This window comes from Ruegeria sp. I1 (assembly GCF_056532675.1).
In genome coordinates, this window is the sequence record NZ_JBQFNM010000006.1 from 288,119 (window position 1) to 307,477 (window position 19,359).

The window sequence follows — 19,359 nt, forward strand, 5'->3', positions numbered from 1 at the left end:
CCGAGCCAAATCAGTCGTAACCGCCGACCAGACCCCAGGCGTCAAAGTCTCGGTGCAGCGTGTTCGACGCCAGCGTCAACGCTTCTCCGTGACGTTCGATCAATTCCACCCGGCGGGCCGGGTCGCGGGTTGTTTCAATTGCGCCCCAGATCGCAGCCAGTGTTTCAGCCGCATCACGCAGACGGGTCAACGTGTCCGCATCTGCTGCTGCCGATACGATCGCAGAGGCGGATACTTTTCCGACCCCGGCGACAGTATGTGCGCCGCCGCTGGTATAGCCCTCGGGGATATCACCCTTGCAGTTGATCACTTTGCGATAGCGAATAGCCGACAGGATCTGATCGACCGCTTGCTTGGCCCCTTCAACGCGTGAGGTGTGCTCGGTATCCGCTGCCGCATGGGGGAGCAGCTCCAATCGCCCCGGATAGGCGTCGATCAGCGGACGGTAAGGCACCATCGGGCCAAATAGGCTGCCATCCTCTGCGATGAACAGATCGGCATCGATCGCTGCATAGGCCACCTTGCCTGATGCCATCGCATCGTTCAGCGCGTCTGCATCGACAACCTCGCCACGGTCGTAGTTGACCAGAACCGCGCCGTCATTCAGGGCATTCAGAACCGACGCGCCAACAAGCCCCGCATTGGCAAAGACACCATCCGCACCCCTGGCACCAAGGCCGGTATGAGGCGACAACACATCAGCGCCTGCGGCGGCCTCTTCCGGAGTTGCAGCGTAGATGAAACCTTCGCTTTCAATCCACTGACGGTGCCGCGCGCGCGCATGTATGGCGACGGTCATTCCAAAGGCTTTGCCCAGCTTCGCTACTTCGCGGCCGATATTGCCGTAGCCGATCACGCCCAGTCTTTTGCCTTCCAGCTTTTCGGTCGGGTAATCGCGCAGGTGCTTGCCGGTGTCAAAGTCGCCGTCAACAACACGCTTGTGCATCTCATCAACCTTCAAATCAGGCAAAACACGCAACAAAGCCTTCATCGCGGTCTGTGCCGTCGCGCGGCTGTTGAAGCTGGGGGTGTTCATCAACGGGGCAGAACCGCCCGCGCCGTCGCCGCCACCCCAGCAGGCACAGGCCATATTGCCGGTTCCGGCACCAATACGTACGCCGCCTTCGGGGAACGTTGCATTCTCGGGGAAGAAGGTCGCCGCCGCGATGACCGCATCATATTGGTTGCCGCAGCACGCTGCCGTCAGTTCTTCGTGCGTGGATAGGTCTGGCAGATAGAAGAAATGCTGACCAGCAGGCAGATCGGACCCATCCCAGCCACCATAAGTGAAGGTTGCGCCCTGTTCCTCGACATAGGCCTTAACCGCCGAAGCATCCGGCTGCCCGTCCGTGCCAAACTTCAGGCCGACCAGATCCGCGACCAGAATGCGATAGGCGCGGTTCGGGTCATCTTTACGCTGGTCCGCGCCGCATGTTGCTGAGGCTTCAAAAGTGGTGCCTTGCGCGGCCAGTTCCTCTTCCAGCACCACAACCTTGGCACGGTGATAGGCGTAAGAGATGTTGTCCAGCAGACGCACGATATCCTCGGGCTCGCGAATGCCGCCGATCCAGGCGCGATAGTCACCGGGGGTGCCGGGGAAGGCATTTACGTAGCGGGCCGCATCCAGGCCAGGTTCATAGTCGCCATTTGGATGAGTCAGCCCTTCGTAACCCAGCAGCTGCTTCGACCGGGCAATGATGCGCGCGTGAATGGCAGGATCGGTGATGCCGGGATCGTTGACCGCCAGCAGGGTCACCGCCGCGCCCCGTTTCTGAGCATCGCTAACACCGGCAACCAGCAGGTCCTGGCCGGCCAGCCACGTATCGATCTGCGCGCGGTTGGCGGCCGAGCGCTGGTTCATCACCGCAACCGAGCCAAACATCTTTTCGACACGCAACAGGCCATAGGTCGTTTCAGCGAAAGCCAGCGACGAGAATGTGTTGATCACTCCACCCGTCATCCTGTCCGCCGCGGCGTCATAGAACGGGCCAAGACCCACTGTCTTTTCACCGGTCAGCGACTTTTTGGCATCGGTCGGAACAACCAGCTTCAACTGGCGCGCAATCGCCCAGGCCGGGTTCTTCTGGTTGTCTTCAATCAGTTGCATCGCTGCTGGGGTGAACGACGCCAGGAAGTAACCCGAAATCCCACCGATGGCTTTCTGAAACGGGGTGAAAATGTTGCATTTGGCCATGAAGGCCTCGACCACGTCTTGCGGCCAAGGCATCCCACCCAGCATCGAGGTTGCATCAATCATCGCGTGGCGGTTTGCCGGGTCGCGGTCCAACCATTCCAGAAGCGAGGTGACTTCTTCGGTGGTATAGGTCGTGGCCCCGGTGGTTTCGTGCCCAACGCCAACAAACAGGGTGATGCCCATAGCCTCCAGTTCGTCCGCTGAAGGGATCGTGCCTTCAGCGCGCGCAAACACAACCTTGTCTTCGTGCCCATTGAAGGCAAACTGTTGCAGCTCCAGGATCTGTGTGCCCCAGCTTTGGCGAAAGAACCCACCCTTGGTGGCTTCGCCCGATTCCGGGCGCGGGGTGTCGACAAACAGTTTCTGACCATCCAGATTTGGGTTCATCAAGTGCATGATGGCAACGGTAAAACCACTATGGCCGCCGCCAAGGCCCACAGCCATCGGATTTGATTTGGGGAAGCCAAAATATCGATGGATATGGAACATCATGTCCCGCAGGATTGCATCCGCCGGATAGCCACGGTGCATCGAACGGCCGATCTCTGCGGTGGTGAACGGCCCCAGATCGTTACCGTTGTCGTCAAGCTTGCGATAGGTGGCTTCTAACCAACGGTCAAAGTCGAAACGGTTTTTGCGCCCTTCAGCCTCATCTTGAATCACGTCGGTGATGGGCCCCACGCCAAAGAACGGGTTGATTGTCCGAGGCGGAGGTCCGCTCTGTGTCGCTTCGATGGAGATTTTGCGCTGCGCTTCAAGTTCGCTCATGGTCTATCTGTCTCATTTCAACTTCATCCGATTTGCGCACATCGTACGCCCTTGCTCACTATAGGAAACATCAAATTGCGAAGTTTTGGCGCTGCCAAACGTCAAGTTCGCGCCAACATGAACTTTCCGTATTTGTTGAGGAATGAGGCGGAGCTATTGCATCGATAAAAGCATAACATCTGCGGGCTCGAAGCCTATTTTGCGACGCGGGTTTAAGTTCAGCGGATCAATTCACGATAAGGACAGACATCATCCTCAAACGGAACATGGCGCCGGCGGAATTGAGTATCAGGAACGACCGTAGGATCAGCAATCCGGTCCATTCTGAAGTGACGAAAGTCTTTGCGCAACCGGTCCCAGCCCACCAGATACCACAATGGCGGTAGTATGAGCATGGCTTGAGGTTCGACTTCGCGCTGCGTTTTCTGACCTTTGGCGTCATAATAAACAAATCGGACGAACTGCCGCTGAAGAAACGCGGCTTCGAATGCAGGAAGGAGCTCAGGCTCGGTTTTTCTTACATCTGACAAGTCCTTTAACGGTGAAAGCTGGCCAATATGGAGACAATCCAAAAACCTGCGCAGGTCTTTCACTTTTTCTGCCGGTAGCGCCTTTTCGATTTTCGCAAGGCCCGCATCGGCCAGAGCCGAAAAGGGTGTGTTTCCGGCGGCACGTGTTGTTGCGACGCTAATTAACAACGCAAAAACCTCGGACACCGATAGCTTTGCTGTTGTCTGTATAGAGCGTGGATCAAGCTGCAGCCCCCCACCCCGCCCTACATCAGAGTAGATTACATAGCCTTCATCCCGCAGTGCTGAGATATCGCGCAATATTGTTCGGCGCGAGGCTCCGACCTGTTTGGCAAGCGCGTCGACGGTAGATGTGCCATTCCGACGAAGGTTTCGCACGATGGCGTCATGTCTGCTTCGAATGTTCATAGGAGTATTCTAACATCAATAGTGACAAATTTTGTCACCGTTTCATCCTACCAAGGTTTTGGAAACAAAACTAAGGAGATAGCGATATGAAACGGACTGCAGTGAACCCTTGGGATTGGTCGATCAAGCTTGGCTACAACCAGGCTGAGATCATTGACGGGGTGTCACGTCAGGTAATATGTGCGGGACAAACGGCGGTGGACGGGGATGGTAATCCCCAGCACCCGGGCGATATGCGCGCACAGATAAATCTTGCACTCGATAATATGGAAGCCGTTCTCAGCGCGGCAGACATGAACCTGAGCAATGTCATCAAGCTTGGGATCTATGCGACCGACGTTGACCAGGCGCTCAAAAATTTTGACTTGCTGGGAATGCGGTTCGGTCCGCATCAAGTGGCTCCGCCAATGTCGCTCTTGGGTGTGACGCGCCTCGCTATCCCCGGATTGTTGTTCGAAATCGAAGCAACAGCGGCAGCGTGAATTCTGAAACGGCTATGGTGCAACGCCCTGTGGTCGTTTCATCCAGGAATCCCACAAATTTTCTAAGCCTGTGAATTTATAACCACCAGACAAATCATCCCCATCGTATCACAGATAGGCTGATCGTCGTTTGCCTACAGGTGGCAGAGTGATCGCCCCCACACTATCCAATTGGACACTGGTCGCTGTCTGGGCCCCGACAGCACCACCCCACCACCAAAGTCCAAGTGACACGAGCTGGTGTCGCGTGATAGTCTTTGGGTCGGAGGATAGCTTCGTGAAACACTTTACGTATCCAATCCTAATCCTTGCCCTGTCGTTCGGTGCGCATGCAGAAGAACCGCCTGTGTTCAAAGAGGATGAACTTGGTGTTCTAAACCCACAGGACACAGGCCGTGAGATGCTGACCCGCAAAATCGAAATGGGTGTCATCGACTCGGTAACCTGCTCCTTGGGCATTAATGTTACCAAAAACGACAACCATGAGCTTGCAAGAAAGCTAACCCGCAAATGCGCCGAGGCTGGTTACACCAAAGCCATGACGTGGATGAGCCAATTGGAGAACAACGGTCTTGGAGGCGACTATAACCCGGATGCATCTGCCGAATGGGACCGTCGTGCCGCTGAACTCGGGGATCCAGTCGGAAGGTTCAACCACGGCCTAAACCTCATGCGAGGTCACGGCATCAAACAGGATGAGGCATTGGGGCGCAGCTACATAGATCAGGCAGCAAAGGACGGCTTGGCAATTGCGAAAAGGTTACAGAGCGCCGACTATGATCTGGACGAAGTAACGCCCGATGCTGACGAGTGGAAGTACAAGCCCCTGTTCTAAAGTCGGGAAACAGGGCTCATCTCTCTCAAGATCGCGATGAGCCCATGATGGTCTCTAGCGTCGTCCTGAACAGCTGCGCATCGATTGGTTTGTGAAGTAGTGGCAGGCTTGCCGATTTACATTGCTCTGTCAGCTCCGCTGAACGATTGGCTGAGACAATGCAGGCGGGCAAGTTGCCGAACCTTCCGGTCAACGCAACGACCGCATCGGTTCCTGTTTTTCCGTCACTCAATTGAAAATCCGCAACGATCACATCAGGCAAAATATCAATCTCTTGCAACAAGTGGAAAGCTTGGCTTTCGCTATCGCATTCCAGAACGTGTAGACCCCATGCTTCCATGGTCATGCTGAGGGCTCCACGCAGACTTTCGTCGTTTTCGATCAGCAATGCGATTTTCGAGGCCAGTATATTGGATTCTGGTTCGCCGACATCCGCCGGATCTGGTTTCTGTTGAGTTGTAAACTTGGCCGACGGTACGCCAATTGAAAAACCAGTTCCCCGGCCAAGCTCTGAGCGAAGCTGAATAGGATGTTTAAGCAATCCGCAGGCGCGTTCTACAATGGCAAGCCCCAAGCCCATTCCTTCGGCCGCACTCGCGTCGGAGTTCAAGCGCCGAAACTCCTGAAAAACAATATTTTGCTGATCGGTCGCGATCCCGATACCAGTATCCCAAACTTCGATCGAAAAACTATTCCTCTGCCGCCGTACACCTACAAGTACTTTGCCGGTTTCAGTGTAACGGATCGCATTTGACAACAAATTCTGCAGAATTCGACGCAAATAGGTGGCGTCGCTTCTGACCAACGCATCGGTCGCGACGAAACGTAGATCCAGCCCTTTGGCTTGGGCCACCGGCCCGAATGCGTCTTCCATCTGCGAGAAAAGCTCTTTGATTGAAACAGTCGACATGTGGACCGATGCGCGACCAGAATCCAGCTTGGAAATATCGAGCAAGGCTTCGAGAATATGCTCGACGCTGTTTAGCGCGCTTTCGGCCTTAGACGCGACGATACCAGCCTCGGACGGTTCCAATCCACCGCCCAATGCAGCGACATATAGCTTTGCAGCCGACAAAGGTTGCAGCAGATCGTGGCTTGCCGCAGCAACAAAACGGGATTTCGATGCATTTGCACGCTCTGCATCGTTCAACGCATCCGCAAGTTCCATCGTTCGTGAGGCAACGCGCTGCTCCAACAGCTCCTTAGCCTCGTACAAAGCCTGCGCGGACTGTCGTTCGGCGGTTACATCCGTAAACGAAATCACAAAGCCCCGGTCCGGCATTTCCTGGGCAAACACGGAAAGGATTTTTGACCCGCCGCTTTGCATCTGAAACTTTAGCGGAGGCCGGTTGGTCGGACGATTGACCCAGGCCAGCAAGTCGGTGTCTGCCACACCACCTTCCAGGCTGATTGTCGTGCTCAGACGGTCGAAAAGGGATTTGAACCGTGCACCCATCTGAAACTGAAAAATGGGAATGGCCAACAACTCGCTGGCGCGATTGTTCCAGCCAACCAGTCGCAGCTTATTATCGAATATACAGACACCCTGATCGATATGTTCCAAAGTGGCACGGATCAGGCGCGCTTTGTCATCCAAAATGCGGTCCCGCTCTTTGCGCTCAATCCGCATGATATCTGTGACATCGGTTTGCAGAACAACAGTCCCACCATCCGGTGTGCGGTGTTCTGAAACCTGTGACCAGCGATTTCCGCTAAGCCGGACGTTGAATACAACGTGATCATCCGCATGGCGCGCCAACCTGCGCTGTGCCCATTCCTCAGTTGTGACCGTTTCCGGAAGAGACAGATATTTCGATCTGCTGACCAAATCGACATATTCAGTGAAACGCAATCCAGGAAGCAACTGATCCTGGATGTCCGGCATATGAAGTCCGAAACGGCTGTTGCACAAAACCAACTCTTCTTCGAGGTTGAACAGAGCAAATCCTTCTTGCACGGTTTCAATCGCATTGGCTAGGTTTGCCCGTGCAGCCTCGGTTTCTTGATTTGCGGTGGCCAGGCGGGCATTCGAATCGTTCAGCAGCTCTAGCGCCCGTTCCAAGTCGTCTGTGCGGGCGCGCACCTCCTGCTCCAGCATCGCGGCCCTTTGAAACTGTGCATATGCTGCTCCGGATTCGTCCGTGGACTCTTCCACCCGCTTCATCAACGCGGCCACGATCTTCAAGAGTTTTTCGTTTTGACGCGTGAGCGTGTCAGCTGGATTGATGAGGGCCTCAATCATCGCTTATCCTTTGTCCGGGGGATAAATCGCAACTCCGGTCAGTGTCTGATTTACATGGATCGAGTTGTATTGTTCGCCATATGTTGAGAACCCAACAACGTGGTTCTCGCGTAAAACTCGAGAGATCGCCCCTGTCTTTTGCTTCTCCTGAGCCTCCAGACGGCGCAAAATACAATCACAACCCAAAATGGTATCTGGCACCTGATCCCGCGTTAACAGCCCAATCTCTTCCTTGAGATGTTCCACCATATCTCTGGGTTCCGCCAAGGTCAGAACCAAACCTTCGTCAATCGCGGAAAAAAACACCAAATCACCGTTTTCATCGACCCTTTGAATGGATCTTACGTGATGCTGCCCGCCTATCTGTACCACTACAGGATGGGCCGCAAAGGTGAAGGTTGTCAGTTGTTCAGGGTCTTTACCAAGGATGCGGGCATATTCGCGCGCAGCGGGCTCGGCGTTGATTTCCTGAACGATGCGTTTGACGGGGTCGGCCTTTGTCACAACCATGCGTTGGGCGCTGGGGATAAAGTGATCGGTTTTGAACACCTTGATCGGACACCGCGTGCGCAGTTGGCAAAGGACGGCCGCATTTTGCAAGGCCTGCCCATCCGACAGCACAAAGGTGCTATCAAAACGCGTTCCGTCTCCGGCGGACCCACCAAACAGCGGCACAGGGCCTAAGCCAACGGCAAGCTCTGAAGTCAGCGCATCTTCTTTGGTGGACAAACCATCTATCATCAAAAACGTGAACTCATGTCGCCAATCCGGTGCAGCAGTCATCATCTGATTTCGGTTGTCGATCATCTCATTGATGATGTCTTTGGACGAAAAATCATCAAGATCGGGCACCAACACTGTACGGGCTTCGAAATGACTTTGCGGAAATCCAATCGCGACAATCAGATCTTCACTATATCCACAGTCGGCAAGCTCACCTGCTGTGGTGCAGCCAACGACAGGTGCCGGCGCAAACACGGCGCGCGCATCCGAGATCACTGCACCAGCATCGGCGTTGGCGCTTACAAAAAGGATAACCAGCGCAAAAGGGTCACCATCAAACGCGCCCGCCAACACAGACGCTGCATCATCTGTGTCGCAGTGGACGAATTCTGTTCTCACAATACCTGGCGAACGGGTCTGGGCCGTTGCCCACCCGACAGCTTGGTTCATCGAGCCATCCTCCCTAAAAGGCGCGACTTTCTATGAAAGTATGCTGTTAGACCCTATTCTTGCAAGACGCTGGCAAACGAGGCCTTGTTGGCGATCAGCACGGCCTGGGTCCGGCTTTGGACGCCAAGTTTGCGCATTATTGCAGTAACATGTGCCTTTACAGTCGTTTCAGCAATCGAAAGATCGTATGCGATCTGCTTGTTCAGTTTGCCTTCGCAGATCAACTGCAGTATCCGAGACTGCTGGTTCGTTAAGGTCATCAACTTGCTTACTGCAGCGCTGTGTTCGCTATCTTCATCCGCGTTAATCAGCACACATCCATCGGGAACGAAGACGCCTCCGGTTTGGACGGTTTCAATTGCGGCGCGAAAGATTTCTCGCTGACTGTGCTTGGGAACGTAGCCCGACGCTCCGGCATTTATGACCTGACTGATAACCCGATTCTCTGAGAGCGAAGACACCACGATAACCGGGGCATTCGCGACAGATTTGAGGCGTATCAGCCCTTCAAGCCCATCTACATCCGGCAAGTTCAGATCCAGCATCACCGCGTCAGGCCTAAACCCTTTCGCGATCAGCTCGATTGCGTCTTCAAGCCGATCTGCTGTGTGGATTTCGCCAATCCGCGCAACACTTTGCAACGTCATGGACAACGCGTCGCAAAACAGCGGATGGTCGTCTACGATTAGAACCTTCTCAAAATCGTTTTCTCTAGTCGCTTCAGCAAGCATGTATTCTGGCCTCTGCAATCAAATTGCCCCAACCTGACCAATCCTAGCAAGTCGACCGGACCCCGCCTACTGTCGGAAAGTCGTACATGCGTTAAAAAACGCGCGCCAAACCTGACGCGCGTTTTTCTTCCACTTGGCCAGCAGTTCAGTTTGCTGAGGCAAGTTCCTTCGGCAGACGGAACGTCCACAAGGTACCGCCCTGGTTCAGGTAGTTGACCTTCTTGGCTACTTCACCGCCCCAAAGCGGAACCGCACCGCCCCAGCCGGAGATGATCGAGACATACTGCTCGCCATCCTGTTCCCAGGTCACAGGCTGACCGACGATGCCGGAACCGGTCTGGAACGACCACAGTTTCTCGCCGGTCTCGTCATCCAGCGCGATGAATTCGCCCTCGGGGGTGCCGAAGAAGACAAGCCCACCAGCCGTGGTCATCACGCCCGACCACAGCGGAGCGTCGTTCTTGTATTCCCACTTCCACTCACCGGTATCGGGGTCGATGGCCTTGAGCGAGCCGATGTGATCTTCGTAGTTCGGCTTGATGGTAAAGCCCGCACCCAGATAGGCGGCACCCTTCTTGTAGGTGATCGGCTCATTCCAGATATCCATGCCCCATTCGTTCGAAGGCACATAGAAATTGCCGGTGTTCTGCGAGAAGGCCATCGGCATCCAGTTCTTGCCGCCCAGGAAGGACGGCGAGGCAAAGATCACCTCACCCTTTTTGCCATCAGCGGCCGCGGCCGGATCACCAGGGCGGTTGTTTTCGACAAAGATTGGTCGACCCGTTTCATCAATACCGTCGGCCCATGAGATGTCCTTGACGAAAGGTGTAGCCGAGACAAAGGCGCCATCTTCACGGTTCAAAACATAGAAGTACCCGTTCCGGTCGGCGGTTGCGAACCGCTTGTTTCCCTCGCGATCGGTATAGGCAACTACTTCGTTCACACCGTCATAGTCCCAGCCTTCACGCGGGGTAGTCTGGAAATGCCACTTGATCTCGCCGGTTTTCGGGTCGATCCCGATGCGGCTGGCGGCATAGAGGTTGTCGCCCTTGTTGCCTTCAGTCGGGGTACCCGCATCGCGCAACCAGCTGTTCCAGGGGGCCGGGTTACCGGCACCAAAGACCAGCGTATCGGTGTCGGCGTCATAAGACCCGCCAAGCCATGTCGCGCCGCCCCCGGTTTTCCACATGTCACCAGGCCAGGTTGCGTTCAGCTCACCCGTCATGGTGCTTTCTTCGCCATTCAGCGTGCCCATGTGGCCTTCGATCACCGGGCGTTCCCAGACCAGATCGCCAGTATTGACGTCCCGCGCCTGGACCGCACCAACGATGCCGAACTCACCGCCCGAGTTGCCGGTGATGACCAGACCATCAACGATCAGCGGAGCAGCGGTATAAGAATAGCCTGCCTTATAGTCGGCAATCTTGTCGCGCCAGACCACGTCGCCCGTGTCCTTGTTCAGCGCTACGATCCGTGCGTCCAGCGTGCCGAAAATGACCTTGTCGCCATAGATGGCAGCACCCCGGTTGACCACGTCACAGCAGGGCAGAATGCCTTCGGGCAGGCGCGCATCGTATTGCCAGACCTCTTTGCCGGTCTCCAGATCAATCGCATAGAGGCGTGAATAGGACCCGGTGATGTACATCATCCCGTCATAGATCAGCGGCTGGGTTTCCTGACCGCGCTGCTTTTCTCCGCCAAGACTGAAGGCCCAAGCCGGAAGCAGGTTCTTGACGTTGTCCTTGTTCAGCATGTCCAGCGGGCTGTAGCGCTGTAGGTGACGTCCCATGCCATTCGTAACGATTTGATTGGTAATCGTTTGGTCATTGGCCAGATCGTCTTCGGTAACTTCTGCATAGGCTGCGCTCGTCGCGATGACGCTTGCAACCGCCGCCATGATAAACCGGCTCATCGGTATCCTCCCTAGACTTGTGTCTTTCCTCCACGCCGAATCTCCGACGCGTCGGAATTGTTGGCGAGTGTATTATTCGCGGACCGGACCATGAGCGAAATTGCACAATGGTCGTAGGGGGCAACCGCCGGATTTCAACTAGATTGACGCAACTTTTTTGTCAGGAGGCTACAGTGTCGAGGTTCATTCCGTTCATACTGATCAGCGTTTTGGGATTTGAAACAAGTGCGTCCGCCGCGCCGTTGGACGGACAAAAACAAATCTACGCGCTGGACAGCTCAGATCATAAGATACTGATCGGTCGCCTAAATTTCATGGAGTCTGAAGGGGCTGTTTCATACACGATCGATTTGAGTTCCGGCCCTTTTGCCGAGCACTTCTTATCGATGCGCCCGTTTCGATGTCTGGAGGGGCCAGAAAAGCACTGGTGTCACGTCCCCTACCCCTACACCTTGCGACGTCAGGTGTCGCAAAACGATCTGACAGATCTGGAATACGATCTTCTGTTCATCCACAAGGGGGCCACCGAGTACGGGATCGATATGTGGAACGGTGTCTACTACCAACTGCGCATTGACGGCGACCACCTTGTCGGCACCCTGCATGAAATGGATATGGGCCTGCTGTCAGCGCCACCCGAAGACGGAAATCTAAGACCTGTTTCAGAACAGGATATTCACGTATCCGATGCGGATAGTCATTGGCTGCCCCAGCTAATAATCGAATGACGTTTAGAACAGCGGTGCATACTTCCATTCATCCGCATCAGGCGTGACCTCGTTTGGATCATAGCCCGACTCCTGAAGACGCTTTGCAATTTTAAGCCCGTCCTGCGCTGCGCTATCTACATAGTCACGGCCCAACCGTTCATCCTGTGGCACACCGTGCCCGCGCAGTAGATTGAGCCCGTAGTTGAACTTGCCAACCGGATCTCCAAGATCTGCGGCGCGCTTATCCCACGCGGCGGCCGCGTCCGGGTCGTATTCCGCACCAAGACCGTTGTTGTCCAATTGGCTCATCCAAGTCATCGCGCCTGTATATCCCGCTTCGGCACAGCTTCTAAAAAGTGTGCGGGCCATTTCATGCCGACCAGACTTGGTGATGTAATAGCCGGTGGCGCAGGTGGTCATGTCTGTCACACCGTTTTCAATATTACTCATAACACGGCCAAAGCCGGTGTCTTGGGGATTAAGTGTCCCAAATTCATCCTCGACGGTCTGCGCCGTGACAGACGTGCCGAAAAACAGCAGGCAGTAAGCAATGCGGATCATGATCAAACCCTCCGATTGAAGATAAGACTATCGCATTGGGTGGTGTATTTCATCCCTGCTATGGTCGTATATGGGTTATCGCCCCGGTCGTTTCATTCCACGTGCCGGGTCGTAACCCCAAAGTGCGAAGCCCAAAAAGACAATGCCAGCGAGGATCGTCCAACCCAAAGCGGCAAGATTGAGCTGCCCGTAAAGCGCGAAACGAATTAGCTCTACCGCATGAGTAAACGGATTGAGGGAACAGATATCTCTCAGCAGACGCGAACTTTCCGCCATCTTCCACAATGGATACAGAGCCGAAGACAGGAAGAACATCGGGAAGATGACAAAATTCATCACTCCCGCAAAATTCTCAAGCTGCCGGATGGTCGAAGATAATGCCATCCCCAACGCACCCAGCATAAGCCCGGCGATGATAAGCGCAGGCAACACATAGAAATACCCGATAATCGGCATGTCGATTCCATATATCGCTGCAACAGCGAGAAAGGTGTAAACCTGCAGAATGGAAATTGATGTGCTGGCCAGCAAACGGCAGAATAATAGCCACCACCGAGGCAAGGGGCTGGTCAATAGCAACCGCATCGAACCCATCTCGCGATCGTAAACAAGGCTGAGTGAGCTTTGCATCCCGTTGAACAGCATGATCATCCCGCACAGGCCTGGTACGATGTATATCTCATAAGTAATATATGTCTGATAGGGTGGTATGATCGACAAACCCAAAGCCGCGCGGAACCCGGCTGCGAATACGATCAGCCAGACCAATGGGCGCACCAGAGCTGCAATGAACCGGCTGCGTTGCCTCACGAAACGCAACGCCTCGCGGATCAATATCGCGTGCAAAGCAACAAAGGCGCCTTTCATTCGGTTGATCCAGTCATGGACAGAAACACCTGTTGCAATGGCTTTGCCCCTGTCACATCCCGACAGATCCCCTGATGCAACAACTGCCCCCGGTGAAGCACCGCGATCTGATCATCGGGTTCGATCTCATCGGTTAAATGGGTGGCCCAGAGCACGGTCAGACCACTACGCGCCGACAGCTCATGAACCTGCGACGTAATCGAACTGCGTGCCGCCGCATCCAGACCCACGGTTGGTTCATCCAGCAGCAGGACCGAGGGCTCATGTATCAGGCACCGGGCGATTTCCAAGCGTCGGCGATGCCCACCGTTCAGATCGCGCGCCCGTTCGTCCATACGTTCGCGCATATCCAGCCGTTCCAGAGCATCAATAATCCGCGCCTGAGCCTTGTGGCCTGAAAGCCCGTGAAGCGCAGCAAAGTAACTGAGGTTTCTATGGACGGTCAGATCCAAATCCAAGGTAGGCTGTTGAAACACCACACCGATCTGCGCAAGGGCTTCGCGAGGCTGTCGGGACATATCGAACCCCGCAATCTCAATGATGCCCTGTGCAGTGGTAAACAAACGGGTCAGCAGGGAAAAAAGTGTGGATTTACCTGCGCCATTGGGCCCCAAAAGCGCGCAAAACGCGCCCTGTGGAACGTGAAAACTCACGTCGTCAAGGGCACGCTTTTCGCCATAGTCATAGCTGACATTCCGGACTGAAAGCCCTGTCACTTAATGGTAATCTCCAGCCGTTGTGTTTCGCCCGTGCTACCCGGCACCTTCAGATAGTAACTGCCTGGTTTGATGGCGACAAAGCCTATTTCCATCTCGCCCGCCTCATCGAACTCGATTGAATCGACACCCAGTGGTCGGATTTCCAGCCCTTCGACCACAATCTCATCCACCCAGATTGCGCGAAAAAACTCTGGCCCGACAATGGCAAGTTCCTGACTGCCATCGCCTTGAATTTCGAACTCATAATAGGTGCCGGACTTCAACTCCCAAGGCGCTTCAGACAATGGGACGCCAGCAGACAAGGTGATTGGCGGCAGGTCCTCTTTATTTTTGGCTGACAGCAAACCCGCGAGGCCAAACCCATCATCATCGTCGTCATCATCTGCCAAAGCCGCCGTCGGCACAGCCAAAGCCAGCATCGCGACCAGCGTTGTTAGTCGAACCATCTTATATCTCCCTGTTTTGCTCAATTGGTTGGGCGGAAAGCCGCGCCCCACGGGAACCGGCCGACCTTGATCGTCTTGATCGGTTCGCGTTTGGCAACGTCGATCACAGTCACGTCGCCTGACACGCCGTTGGTGGTGAACAACAGCGATTTGTCCGCGTTGAAATCCATATGCCAAACCCTGCGCCCGACCAGAATGTAGTCTTCCACTTCGTAGGTTTCGGCATTCACCGCCGCCACGTGGTTCGACGGCCCAAGGGCGACAAAGGCGATCTCATCATCGTTCGACAGCTCGAATCCGACGGGTTGCACCCTGTCAGGGTGTACACCTTCAACCTCAAACTCGATCTTGGCTTTTTCCGTCTGCGAGGCGACATCAAACACTGTGATCGTGCCTCCGATCTCGGAACTCACCCACAGCTCGGCGCCATCCTTCAGGAATTCCGCGTGGCGCGGGCGCGAATCGACCAACGTGTTGGCAAACAACTCACGCGTTTCCGTGTCGATCCAATGTGCCATATTCGTCGTCTCGGACGTGGTAATGGCAATCTTCCCATCCGGTGAGACGGCCATACCCTCTGGCTCAATCCCAACATCAATCTGGGCGATCACTTCGCGCGACTCGGTGTCAACAACAGTTGTTATCGCGTCATCTTCGTTAGCAATGTACAAATGCCGATCATTGGGATGCAGCACGAATTGTTCCGGGTCTTCACCCGATGGTAAATCATGCAAGATTTCGCCGGTCTCAGGGTCCATAACCTGCACGGCATCGCTGTCGGATGCGCAGATATAGAGGACCGAGTAATCCTTTGAGAACGTAATGCCCCGCGGGCGCTCTCCCGTCTCGATGGTTCTGATCACCTCAAGTGTTTCAATATCGATTACACTCAGCGTGTCGTCTTTCTCGTTGCTTATCCAAATCTCATCCGCAGCCGCCGGAGCACAAAGCGCGGTTGCTGCCAAAAGTGCTGCTAGTCTCATCCGTGTCACTCCTTGAATGCCTGGCATTGGCTTTCGGCTTGATCGATACCCAACGTGTCCAACTCGGTACGTTGGTGCAAAAATCCTTCAAGCGGGGCCATCGCCACCACGGCCCGATCCGTCACCAGAGGGATCGGTTGGCGCAACTGACCATTCCAATGGCGAAAATTCATCGCACGGCCCTTGAAACCCGCCAGTTCGAAATCGTCCGACAGAATGTACGCCCGCAATGTTTCCGGATCGTCAGAATTGGTGCGCGTGACGGCTTCGCCCAAAGACCGGTATGCAGCCCAGGCGGCGTAGTCCTTCGGCCTCATTGCCCGGCCGGACTGGTCAAAGAACCGATTTTGCATCTGCGCCGCACCCCATTGTTCAACCACCCGAGACCATGTGACGGGCTGCAAACCTTCGGATCCGGCCACGGGCCGTGCCTCCCATGTATTGAATGCGATGTAACGGCCGAAATCATCCAATTCATCCGCGACCAACAAAACGTCGTAATCGCCAAAATCCTGGGTAAACAATGGCACTTCTTGCGCGGCGTTGCGGCGCAGATCGGCGTCAAAAACCCATGTTTTCTCTGCTTTTAGATCCAGCCGAAACTTCTCAAGCGAACGTTTGATCGCGGCTGCAAATGCCTGATCACCCGGACGTACCCCGGACACCAGTACCAGCCTCTGCCACCGGCGCTTAACCAGAAACTGTGCCAGCGCATCGGTTCTCATGACATTTGAGGGCAACGTATGCAGCAGATTGGCTCGGCATGCCTCATCCCGGATCGACAACTCGGGGGCAGAAGCGTTGAACAAAACGGCCGCTGCCGCCTCGGGCAAATCCGCAACCTCAAGCTGCGCCTGAGCAGGAGCGTCCAGAATCAAATAAGGTGTTCTGCTCAGGGCCTGCCGTGCGGCGGCCAGCCAGTCACCATCCTCGGGCACGGTTTGGACATCCAGAGTGTATTTGTGACCCAGAAACTTTGCCGTTGTCAGATTGTCTGCAAGCCCTAGCTCGGCCCCGGATACACCCAGATCTTCCGGCAAAGGGTCCAGATTGGACAGAACCGGCGGTCTGGCTGTCTGAAGCTGCAGATATGTGACCGAGATTTCCAGCTCGGCCATGGCCATACCGGGCAGCAGGGTTAACACCGCGAAAACACGGAATATCCTGAACATGTATGGGCCTCCTCCCTATCGGCCAGACTAAAGCAGGCCGCACCCCCGAGCGCCTATTGGACCTTAGTCGAAAATCAGCGCGGATGTGCAACCAAGGTCGAATTTCGCGGTGATTCTGCTTGGGCTATGACCGGAGAAAGCATCAGAAGGAGGAGAAGATGCGTCTTGGATTTTATGGTGCAGTGCTGGGCGCTATCACCGCCGGAGGCATGGCGCTGGCCCATGGCGACGTCGCGCCGCAACCGGTGAACACGGATATTCTGCCCGACGTGAGCGAAGAGTGGCTAATCGAAAACCCCTATCGCGATCAGGGGGAAGAGGTTTGGCAAGCGGCCATCGAAATCGGAGACTCGGGCTACAACCAGAACTGTGCCCGGTGCCATGGGCTGGGCGGTGTCTCGGGCGGGCTGGCCCCGGACCTGCGCTATCTCGAAGCCGAAGAATATGGCGACGAATGGTATATCGAGCGCTTCCGCGAAGGCTATACACAGAACGGCATTACCAAAATGCCCGCTTTCGGAGATCTGCTGGGTCAAAAAGCGGCCTGGGCGATCCGGACCTATATTGAAACCCGTCCCGATGACGGTGCCTTGGATGATCATTCCGAACGGCTTAAAGAAATCAGGGATATCCTCGCCGGAATGGCGGATGGTGGCGATGCAGATGCAAGCGCATTGCAGGCAGAGCTAGACGAGATTGCCAGTTCGATCGAAACAGGATCGGGCGCGCCGGTTGCAGACAGTGTCGCCTTGCGCGCCGCTATTCTGATCTCGGGTGACAGCCCTGATTTCGCAGAGGCCGCCGAACAACTGACTATCGGATTGTCTGCAGCGCAATAGCACGGCAGACTGAGGCACATGTTCAAATCGCTCTTCTTATTCTCCCTGTTAGCTGCCGCCCTTTCAACCGGGTCGGCTCTGGCCAGATGCGAAGATCATGTGCCTCAACCTAAACCTCAAAATGCCAGTCGGGATATTGTCGGCGCCGATCTCGATACCATTGTCGAGCGCGGCTATATCGACTTTGCCGCCTACGAGGACTTCCCCCCCTGGTCGTTTGAAAAAGAAGGCAAGATACAGGGCGTAGATATCGAAATCGGGAAGCTGATCGCCGAGGATCTGGGGGTCGAACCAAGGTTTAATCTGGTTGCCGCTGGGGAAAACCTCGAAGCCGATTTGCGCAACTGGATCTGGAAAGGCCCGCTGATCAATGGTCGCGTGGCCAATGTGATGCTGCATATCCCCTATGACAGTGAATTCGCCTGCCGCGTTGAGCAGGTTGTCTTTACCGGGCAATATCACGACGAAGAGATCGCCATCGCGTATCGCCGCGATGCCTACCCCGAAAACCCCCCGGTCCCGGCCTATTTCCGGTTTGACACGGTGGCCGTGGAAAACGACTCGATTGCGGATTTCTACCTGTCATCTTTTCCGGGTGGCCAGCTTTCACAAAATCTGCGCAGGTTCCCAACCGCAGAACAGGCGATGGCCGCCCTGGCCCAGGGGGAAACGATGGCGGCCATGGGCCCACGCGCGCAACTGGAGGCCGGGCTTACGCAGGATCTGGACATCCATACACCCCCGCTGCCGGGTTTTGCTGTCAGCACCTGGACCAGCGGCGTCGCCGTTCATTTTGCCTATCGCGGTCTCAGCTACGCGATCGATGACGCCATATATGCTGCTTTGCAAGATGGGCGAATCCAAAAGATCTTTGAAACCCATGGCCTAACCCACACCCCTCCGAAACTTCGCTGACTACTCCCAAGGTCGAATAGGCAGCACGCCAATCACCGCGTAGCGTAGCAGGAAATTTGGAGGGAGTGACATGGAGCTACAGGATAGCCGCGTCATAGCAGCACCAAGGTCCAAAGTCTGGGATGCGTTGTTGTCTGCAGAAGTACTGAAAGATTGCGTACCGGGCTGCAAAGAAATGTCAGGCACGGCCGCTGACGGTTTTGAAGCAACCGTGGTGCAGAAGGTCGGGCCGGTCAAAGCCACCTTCAAAGGCTCGGTCACATTGTCTGACATGGTCGATCAGCAAAGCGTCAAGCTATCAGGTGAGGGCAAAGGCGGTGCGGCGGGGTTCGCCAAGGGTTCTGCCGATGTCACCCTGTCCGACACACCGGAAGGGACGTTGTTGGCCTATAGTGTTGATGCCCGGGTGGGTGGCAAGCTGGCGCAACTGGGTGGCCGGATCATCGACGGTGTGGCCAAGAAGATGGCCGACCAGTTCTTCGAGAATTTCCAGGGCGCGGTCGAAGTCGAACCGGTTGCTGCGAAAGATGAGGCCACGGCAGAGCCGATTGAGCCAGTTCAAGAGACAGAAGAAAAGAAAGGCTGGCTCAAACGCGTTCTGGGCGTTTGAGCAGAGAGTTTTAGGGAGGATGTTATGGCCGAGATTTCAATGACTGTGAACGGTAAGGCCGTGAGTGGCGATGTAGAGGGTCGGACGTTATTGTCTGGTTTTTTGCGGGATCATTTGAGTTTGACTGGGACGCATGTTGGGTGTGACACGGCGCAATGTGGGGCCTGTGTTGTGCATGTGAACGGTGAGGCGGTGAAGTCTTGCAACATGCTGGCAGTTGAGGCGGATGGGGCTGAGGTTGGCACGATTGAAGGCCAGTCCA

19 protein-coding genes are annotated in these 19,359 nt (G+C 55.3%); 7 read left to right on the forward strand and 12 right to left on the reverse strand.

From position 1 onward, the window contains the following. Positions 1-10: 10 nt before the first annotated feature. Both ACR0DH_RS13630 and ACR0DH_RS13635 read right to left on the reverse strand, forming a co-directional pair. On the reverse strand, positions 11-2,962 hold the full coding sequence (locus tag ACR0DH_RS13630; RefSeq protein WP_480549857.1) for an NAD(P)-dependent oxidoreductase: 2,952 nt from the start codon (positions 2,960-2,962) through the stop codon (positions 11-13). Positions 2,963-3,180: 218 nt separating this feature from the next. Next, a complete protein-coding gene (locus ACR0DH_RS13635; RefSeq protein WP_480549859.1) occupies positions 3,181-3,900 on the reverse strand; it encodes a helix-turn-helix transcriptional regulator in 720 nt (239 codons plus the stop codon). Positions 3,901-3,986: 86 nt separating this feature from the next. Between ACR0DH_RS13635 and ACR0DH_RS13640 the strand changes: the two genes are divergently transcribed. Continuing rightward, positions 3,987-4,382: a RidA family protein gene (locus ACR0DH_RS13640; protein ID WP_480549861.1), complete on the forward strand. Its 396-nt coding sequence runs from the start codon at positions 3,987-3,989 to the stop codon at positions 4,380-4,382. A gap of 277 nt (positions 4,383-4,659) precedes the next feature. Continuing rightward, entirely contained in the window at positions 4,660-5,217 is a 558-nt protein-coding gene (locus tag ACR0DH_RS13645; RefSeq protein WP_480544512.1) for a tetratricopeptide repeat protein, read from the forward strand. A gap of 25 nt (positions 5,218-5,242) precedes the next feature. Here the strand turns inward: ACR0DH_RS13645 and ACR0DH_RS13650 are convergent, their stop codons facing one another. The 4 genes from ACR0DH_RS13650 to ACR0DH_RS13665 form a co-directional block, all read right to left on the reverse strand. Then, on the reverse strand, positions 5,243-7,459 hold the full coding sequence (locus ACR0DH_RS13650) for a hybrid sensor histidine kinase/response regulator (protein WP_480549863.1): 2,217 nt from the start codon (positions 7,457-7,459) through the stop codon (positions 5,243-5,245). A 3-nt stretch (positions 7,460-7,462) separates the two neighbouring features. Then, a complete protein-coding gene (locus tag ACR0DH_RS13655; protein WP_480549865.1) occupies positions 7,463-8,632 on the reverse strand; it encodes an FIST N-terminal domain-containing protein in 1,170 nt (389 codons plus the stop codon). Positions 8,633-8,685: 53 nt separating this feature from the next. After that, positions 8,686-9,363, reverse strand: coding sequence for a response regulator (locus ACR0DH_RS13660; RefSeq protein ID WP_480544509.1), 678 nt, complete (start codon positions 9,361-9,363; stop codon positions 8,686-8,688). Between the two features lie 145 nt (positions 9,364-9,508). After that, on the reverse strand, positions 9,509-11,275 hold the full coding sequence (locus tag ACR0DH_RS13665) for a PQQ-dependent methanol/ethanol family dehydrogenase (RefSeq protein WP_480544508.1): 1,767 nt from the start codon (positions 11,273-11,275) through the stop codon (positions 9,509-9,511). A gap of 173 nt (positions 11,276-11,448) precedes the next feature. On the opposite strand from ACR0DH_RS13665, the gene ACR0DH_RS13670 reads away from it, so the two are divergent. Next, the gene (locus tag ACR0DH_RS13670) at positions 11,449-12,003 is read left to right on the forward strand and encodes a hypothetical protein (RefSeq protein WP_480549868.1); all 555 of its coding nucleotides are present in this window, start codon (positions 11,449-11,451) and stop codon (positions 12,001-12,003) included. Positions 12,004-12,006: 3 nt separating this feature from the next. Here ACR0DH_RS13670 and ACR0DH_RS13675 read toward each other — a convergent pair whose 3' ends face one another. From ACR0DH_RS13675 to ACR0DH_RS13700, 6 genes are all read right to left on the reverse strand, one after another. Continuing rightward, on the reverse strand, positions 12,007-12,546 hold the full coding sequence (locus tag ACR0DH_RS13675) for an SEL1-like repeat protein (protein ID WP_480549870.1): 540 nt from the start codon (positions 12,544-12,546) through the stop codon (positions 12,007-12,009). 75 nt (positions 12,547-12,621) lie between these two features. Further along, a complete protein-coding gene (locus ACR0DH_RS13680) occupies positions 12,622-13,413 on the reverse strand; it encodes an ABC transporter permease (protein WP_480549872.1) in 792 nt (263 codons plus the stop codon). Continuing rightward, positions 13,410-14,129, reverse strand: a complete 720-nt coding sequence (locus ACR0DH_RS13685) for an ABC transporter ATP-binding protein (protein WP_480549874.1) — start codon at positions 14,127-14,129, stop codon at positions 13,410-13,412. The genes ACR0DH_RS13680 and ACR0DH_RS13685 overlap by 4 nt, the downstream gene beginning before the upstream one ends. Next, positions 14,126-14,578 (reverse strand): cupredoxin domain-containing protein, encoded by a 453-nt coding sequence (locus ACR0DH_RS13690; protein WP_480549876.1) that lies wholly within the window; start codon positions 14,576-14,578, stop codon positions 14,126-14,128. The genes ACR0DH_RS13685 and ACR0DH_RS13690 overlap by 4 nt, the downstream gene beginning before the upstream one ends. A gap of 20 nt (positions 14,579-14,598) precedes the next feature. Then, a complete protein-coding gene (locus ACR0DH_RS13695) occupies positions 14,599-15,561 on the reverse strand; it encodes a YVTN family beta-propeller repeat protein (RefSeq protein ID WP_480549878.1) in 963 nt (320 codons plus the stop codon). Positions 15,562-15,566: 5 nt separating this feature from the next. Further along, on the reverse strand, positions 15,567-16,733 hold the full coding sequence (locus tag ACR0DH_RS13700) for an ABC transporter substrate-binding protein (protein ID WP_480549880.1): 1,167 nt from the start codon (positions 16,731-16,733) through the stop codon (positions 15,567-15,569). A gap of 158 nt (positions 16,734-16,891) precedes the next feature. On the opposite strand from ACR0DH_RS13700, the gene pedF reads away from it, so the two are divergent. The 4 genes from pedF to ACR0DH_RS13720 all read left to right on the forward strand — a co-directional run. Continuing rightward, positions 16,892-17,572 carry a cytochrome c-550 PedF gene (pedF, locus tag ACR0DH_RS13705; RefSeq protein WP_480549882.1) on the forward strand — a complete coding sequence of 227 codons (681 nt, stop codon included), beginning with the start codon at positions 16,892-16,894 and terminating at the stop codon, positions 17,570-17,572. Between the two features lie 18 nt (positions 17,573-17,590). Further along, entirely contained in the window at positions 17,591-18,487 is an 897-nt protein-coding gene (locus ACR0DH_RS13710) for a substrate-binding periplasmic protein (protein ID WP_480549884.1), read from the forward strand. A 70-nt stretch (positions 18,488-18,557) separates the two neighbouring features. After that, positions 18,558-19,097 carry an SRPBCC family protein gene (locus tag ACR0DH_RS13715; RefSeq protein WP_480549886.1) on the forward strand — a complete coding sequence of 180 codons (540 nt, stop codon included), beginning with the start codon at positions 18,558-18,560 and terminating at the stop codon, positions 19,095-19,097. Positions 19,098-19,121: 24 nt separating this feature from the next. Then, the coding region (locus tag ACR0DH_RS13720; protein ID WP_480549888.1) for a (2Fe-2S)-binding protein at positions 19,122-19,359 on the forward strand (238 nt) is incomplete at its 3' end.

Excerpts from the sequence above, each read along its gene's own strand:
- ACR0DH_RS13660 (WP_480544509.1), bottom strand. The coding sequence starts at position 9,363 with ATGCTTGCTGAAGCGACTAGAGAAAACGATTTTGAGAAGGTTCTAATC.
- ACR0DH_RS13715 (WP_480549886.1), top strand. The coding sequence starts at position 18,558 with ATGGAGCTACAGGATAGCCGCGTCATAGCAGCACCAAGGTCCAAAGTC.
- ACR0DH_RS13640 (WP_480549861.1), top strand. The coding sequence starts at position 3,987 with ATGAAACGGACTGCAGTGAACCCTTGGGATTGGTCGATCAAGCTTGGC.
- ACR0DH_RS13655 (WP_480549865.1), bottom strand. The coding sequence starts at position 8,632 with ATGAACCAAGCTGTCGGGTGGGCAACGGCCCAGACCCGTTCGCCAGGT.
- ACR0DH_RS13675 (WP_480549870.1), bottom strand. The coding sequence starts at position 12,546 with ATGATCCGCATTGCTTACTGCCTGCTGTTTTTCGGCACGTCTGTCACG.
- pedF (WP_480549882.1), top strand. The coding sequence starts at position 16,892 with ATGCGTCTTGGATTTTATGGTGCAGTGCTGGGCGCTATCACCGCCGGA.
- ACR0DH_RS13650 (WP_480549863.1), bottom strand. The coding sequence starts at position 7,459 with ATGATTGAGGCCCTCATCAATCCAGCTGACACGCTCACGCGTCAAAAC.
- ACR0DH_RS13690 (WP_480549876.1), bottom strand. The coding sequence starts at position 14,578 with ATGGTTCGACTAACAACGCTGGTCGCGATGCTGGCTTTGGCTGTGCCG.
- ACR0DH_RS13710 (WP_480549884.1), top strand. The coding sequence starts at position 17,591 with ATGTTCAAATCGCTCTTCTTATTCTCCCTGTTAGCTGCCGCCCTTTCA.
- ACR0DH_RS13695 (WP_480549878.1), bottom strand. The coding sequence starts at position 15,561 with ATGAGACTAGCAGCACTTTTGGCAGCAACCGCGCTTTGTGCTCCGGCG.
- ACR0DH_RS13635 (WP_480549859.1), bottom strand. The coding sequence starts at position 3,900 with ATGAACATTCGAAGCAGACATGACGCCATCGTGCGAAACCTTCGTCGG.
- ACR0DH_RS13665 (WP_480544508.1), bottom strand. The coding sequence starts at position 11,275 with ATGAGCCGGTTTATCATGGCGGCGGTTGCAAGCGTCATCGCGACGAGC.
- ACR0DH_RS13680 (WP_480549872.1), bottom strand. The coding sequence starts at position 13,413 with ATGAAAGGCGCCTTTGTTGCTTTGCACGCGATATTGATCCGCGAGGCG.
- ACR0DH_RS13630 (WP_480549857.1), bottom strand. The coding sequence starts at position 2,962 with ATGAGCGAACTTGAAGCGCAGCGCAAAATCTCCATCGAAGCGACACAG.
- ACR0DH_RS13700 (WP_480549880.1), bottom strand. The coding sequence starts at position 16,733 with ATGTTCAGGATATTCCGTGTTTTCGCGGTGTTAACCCTGCTGCCCGGT.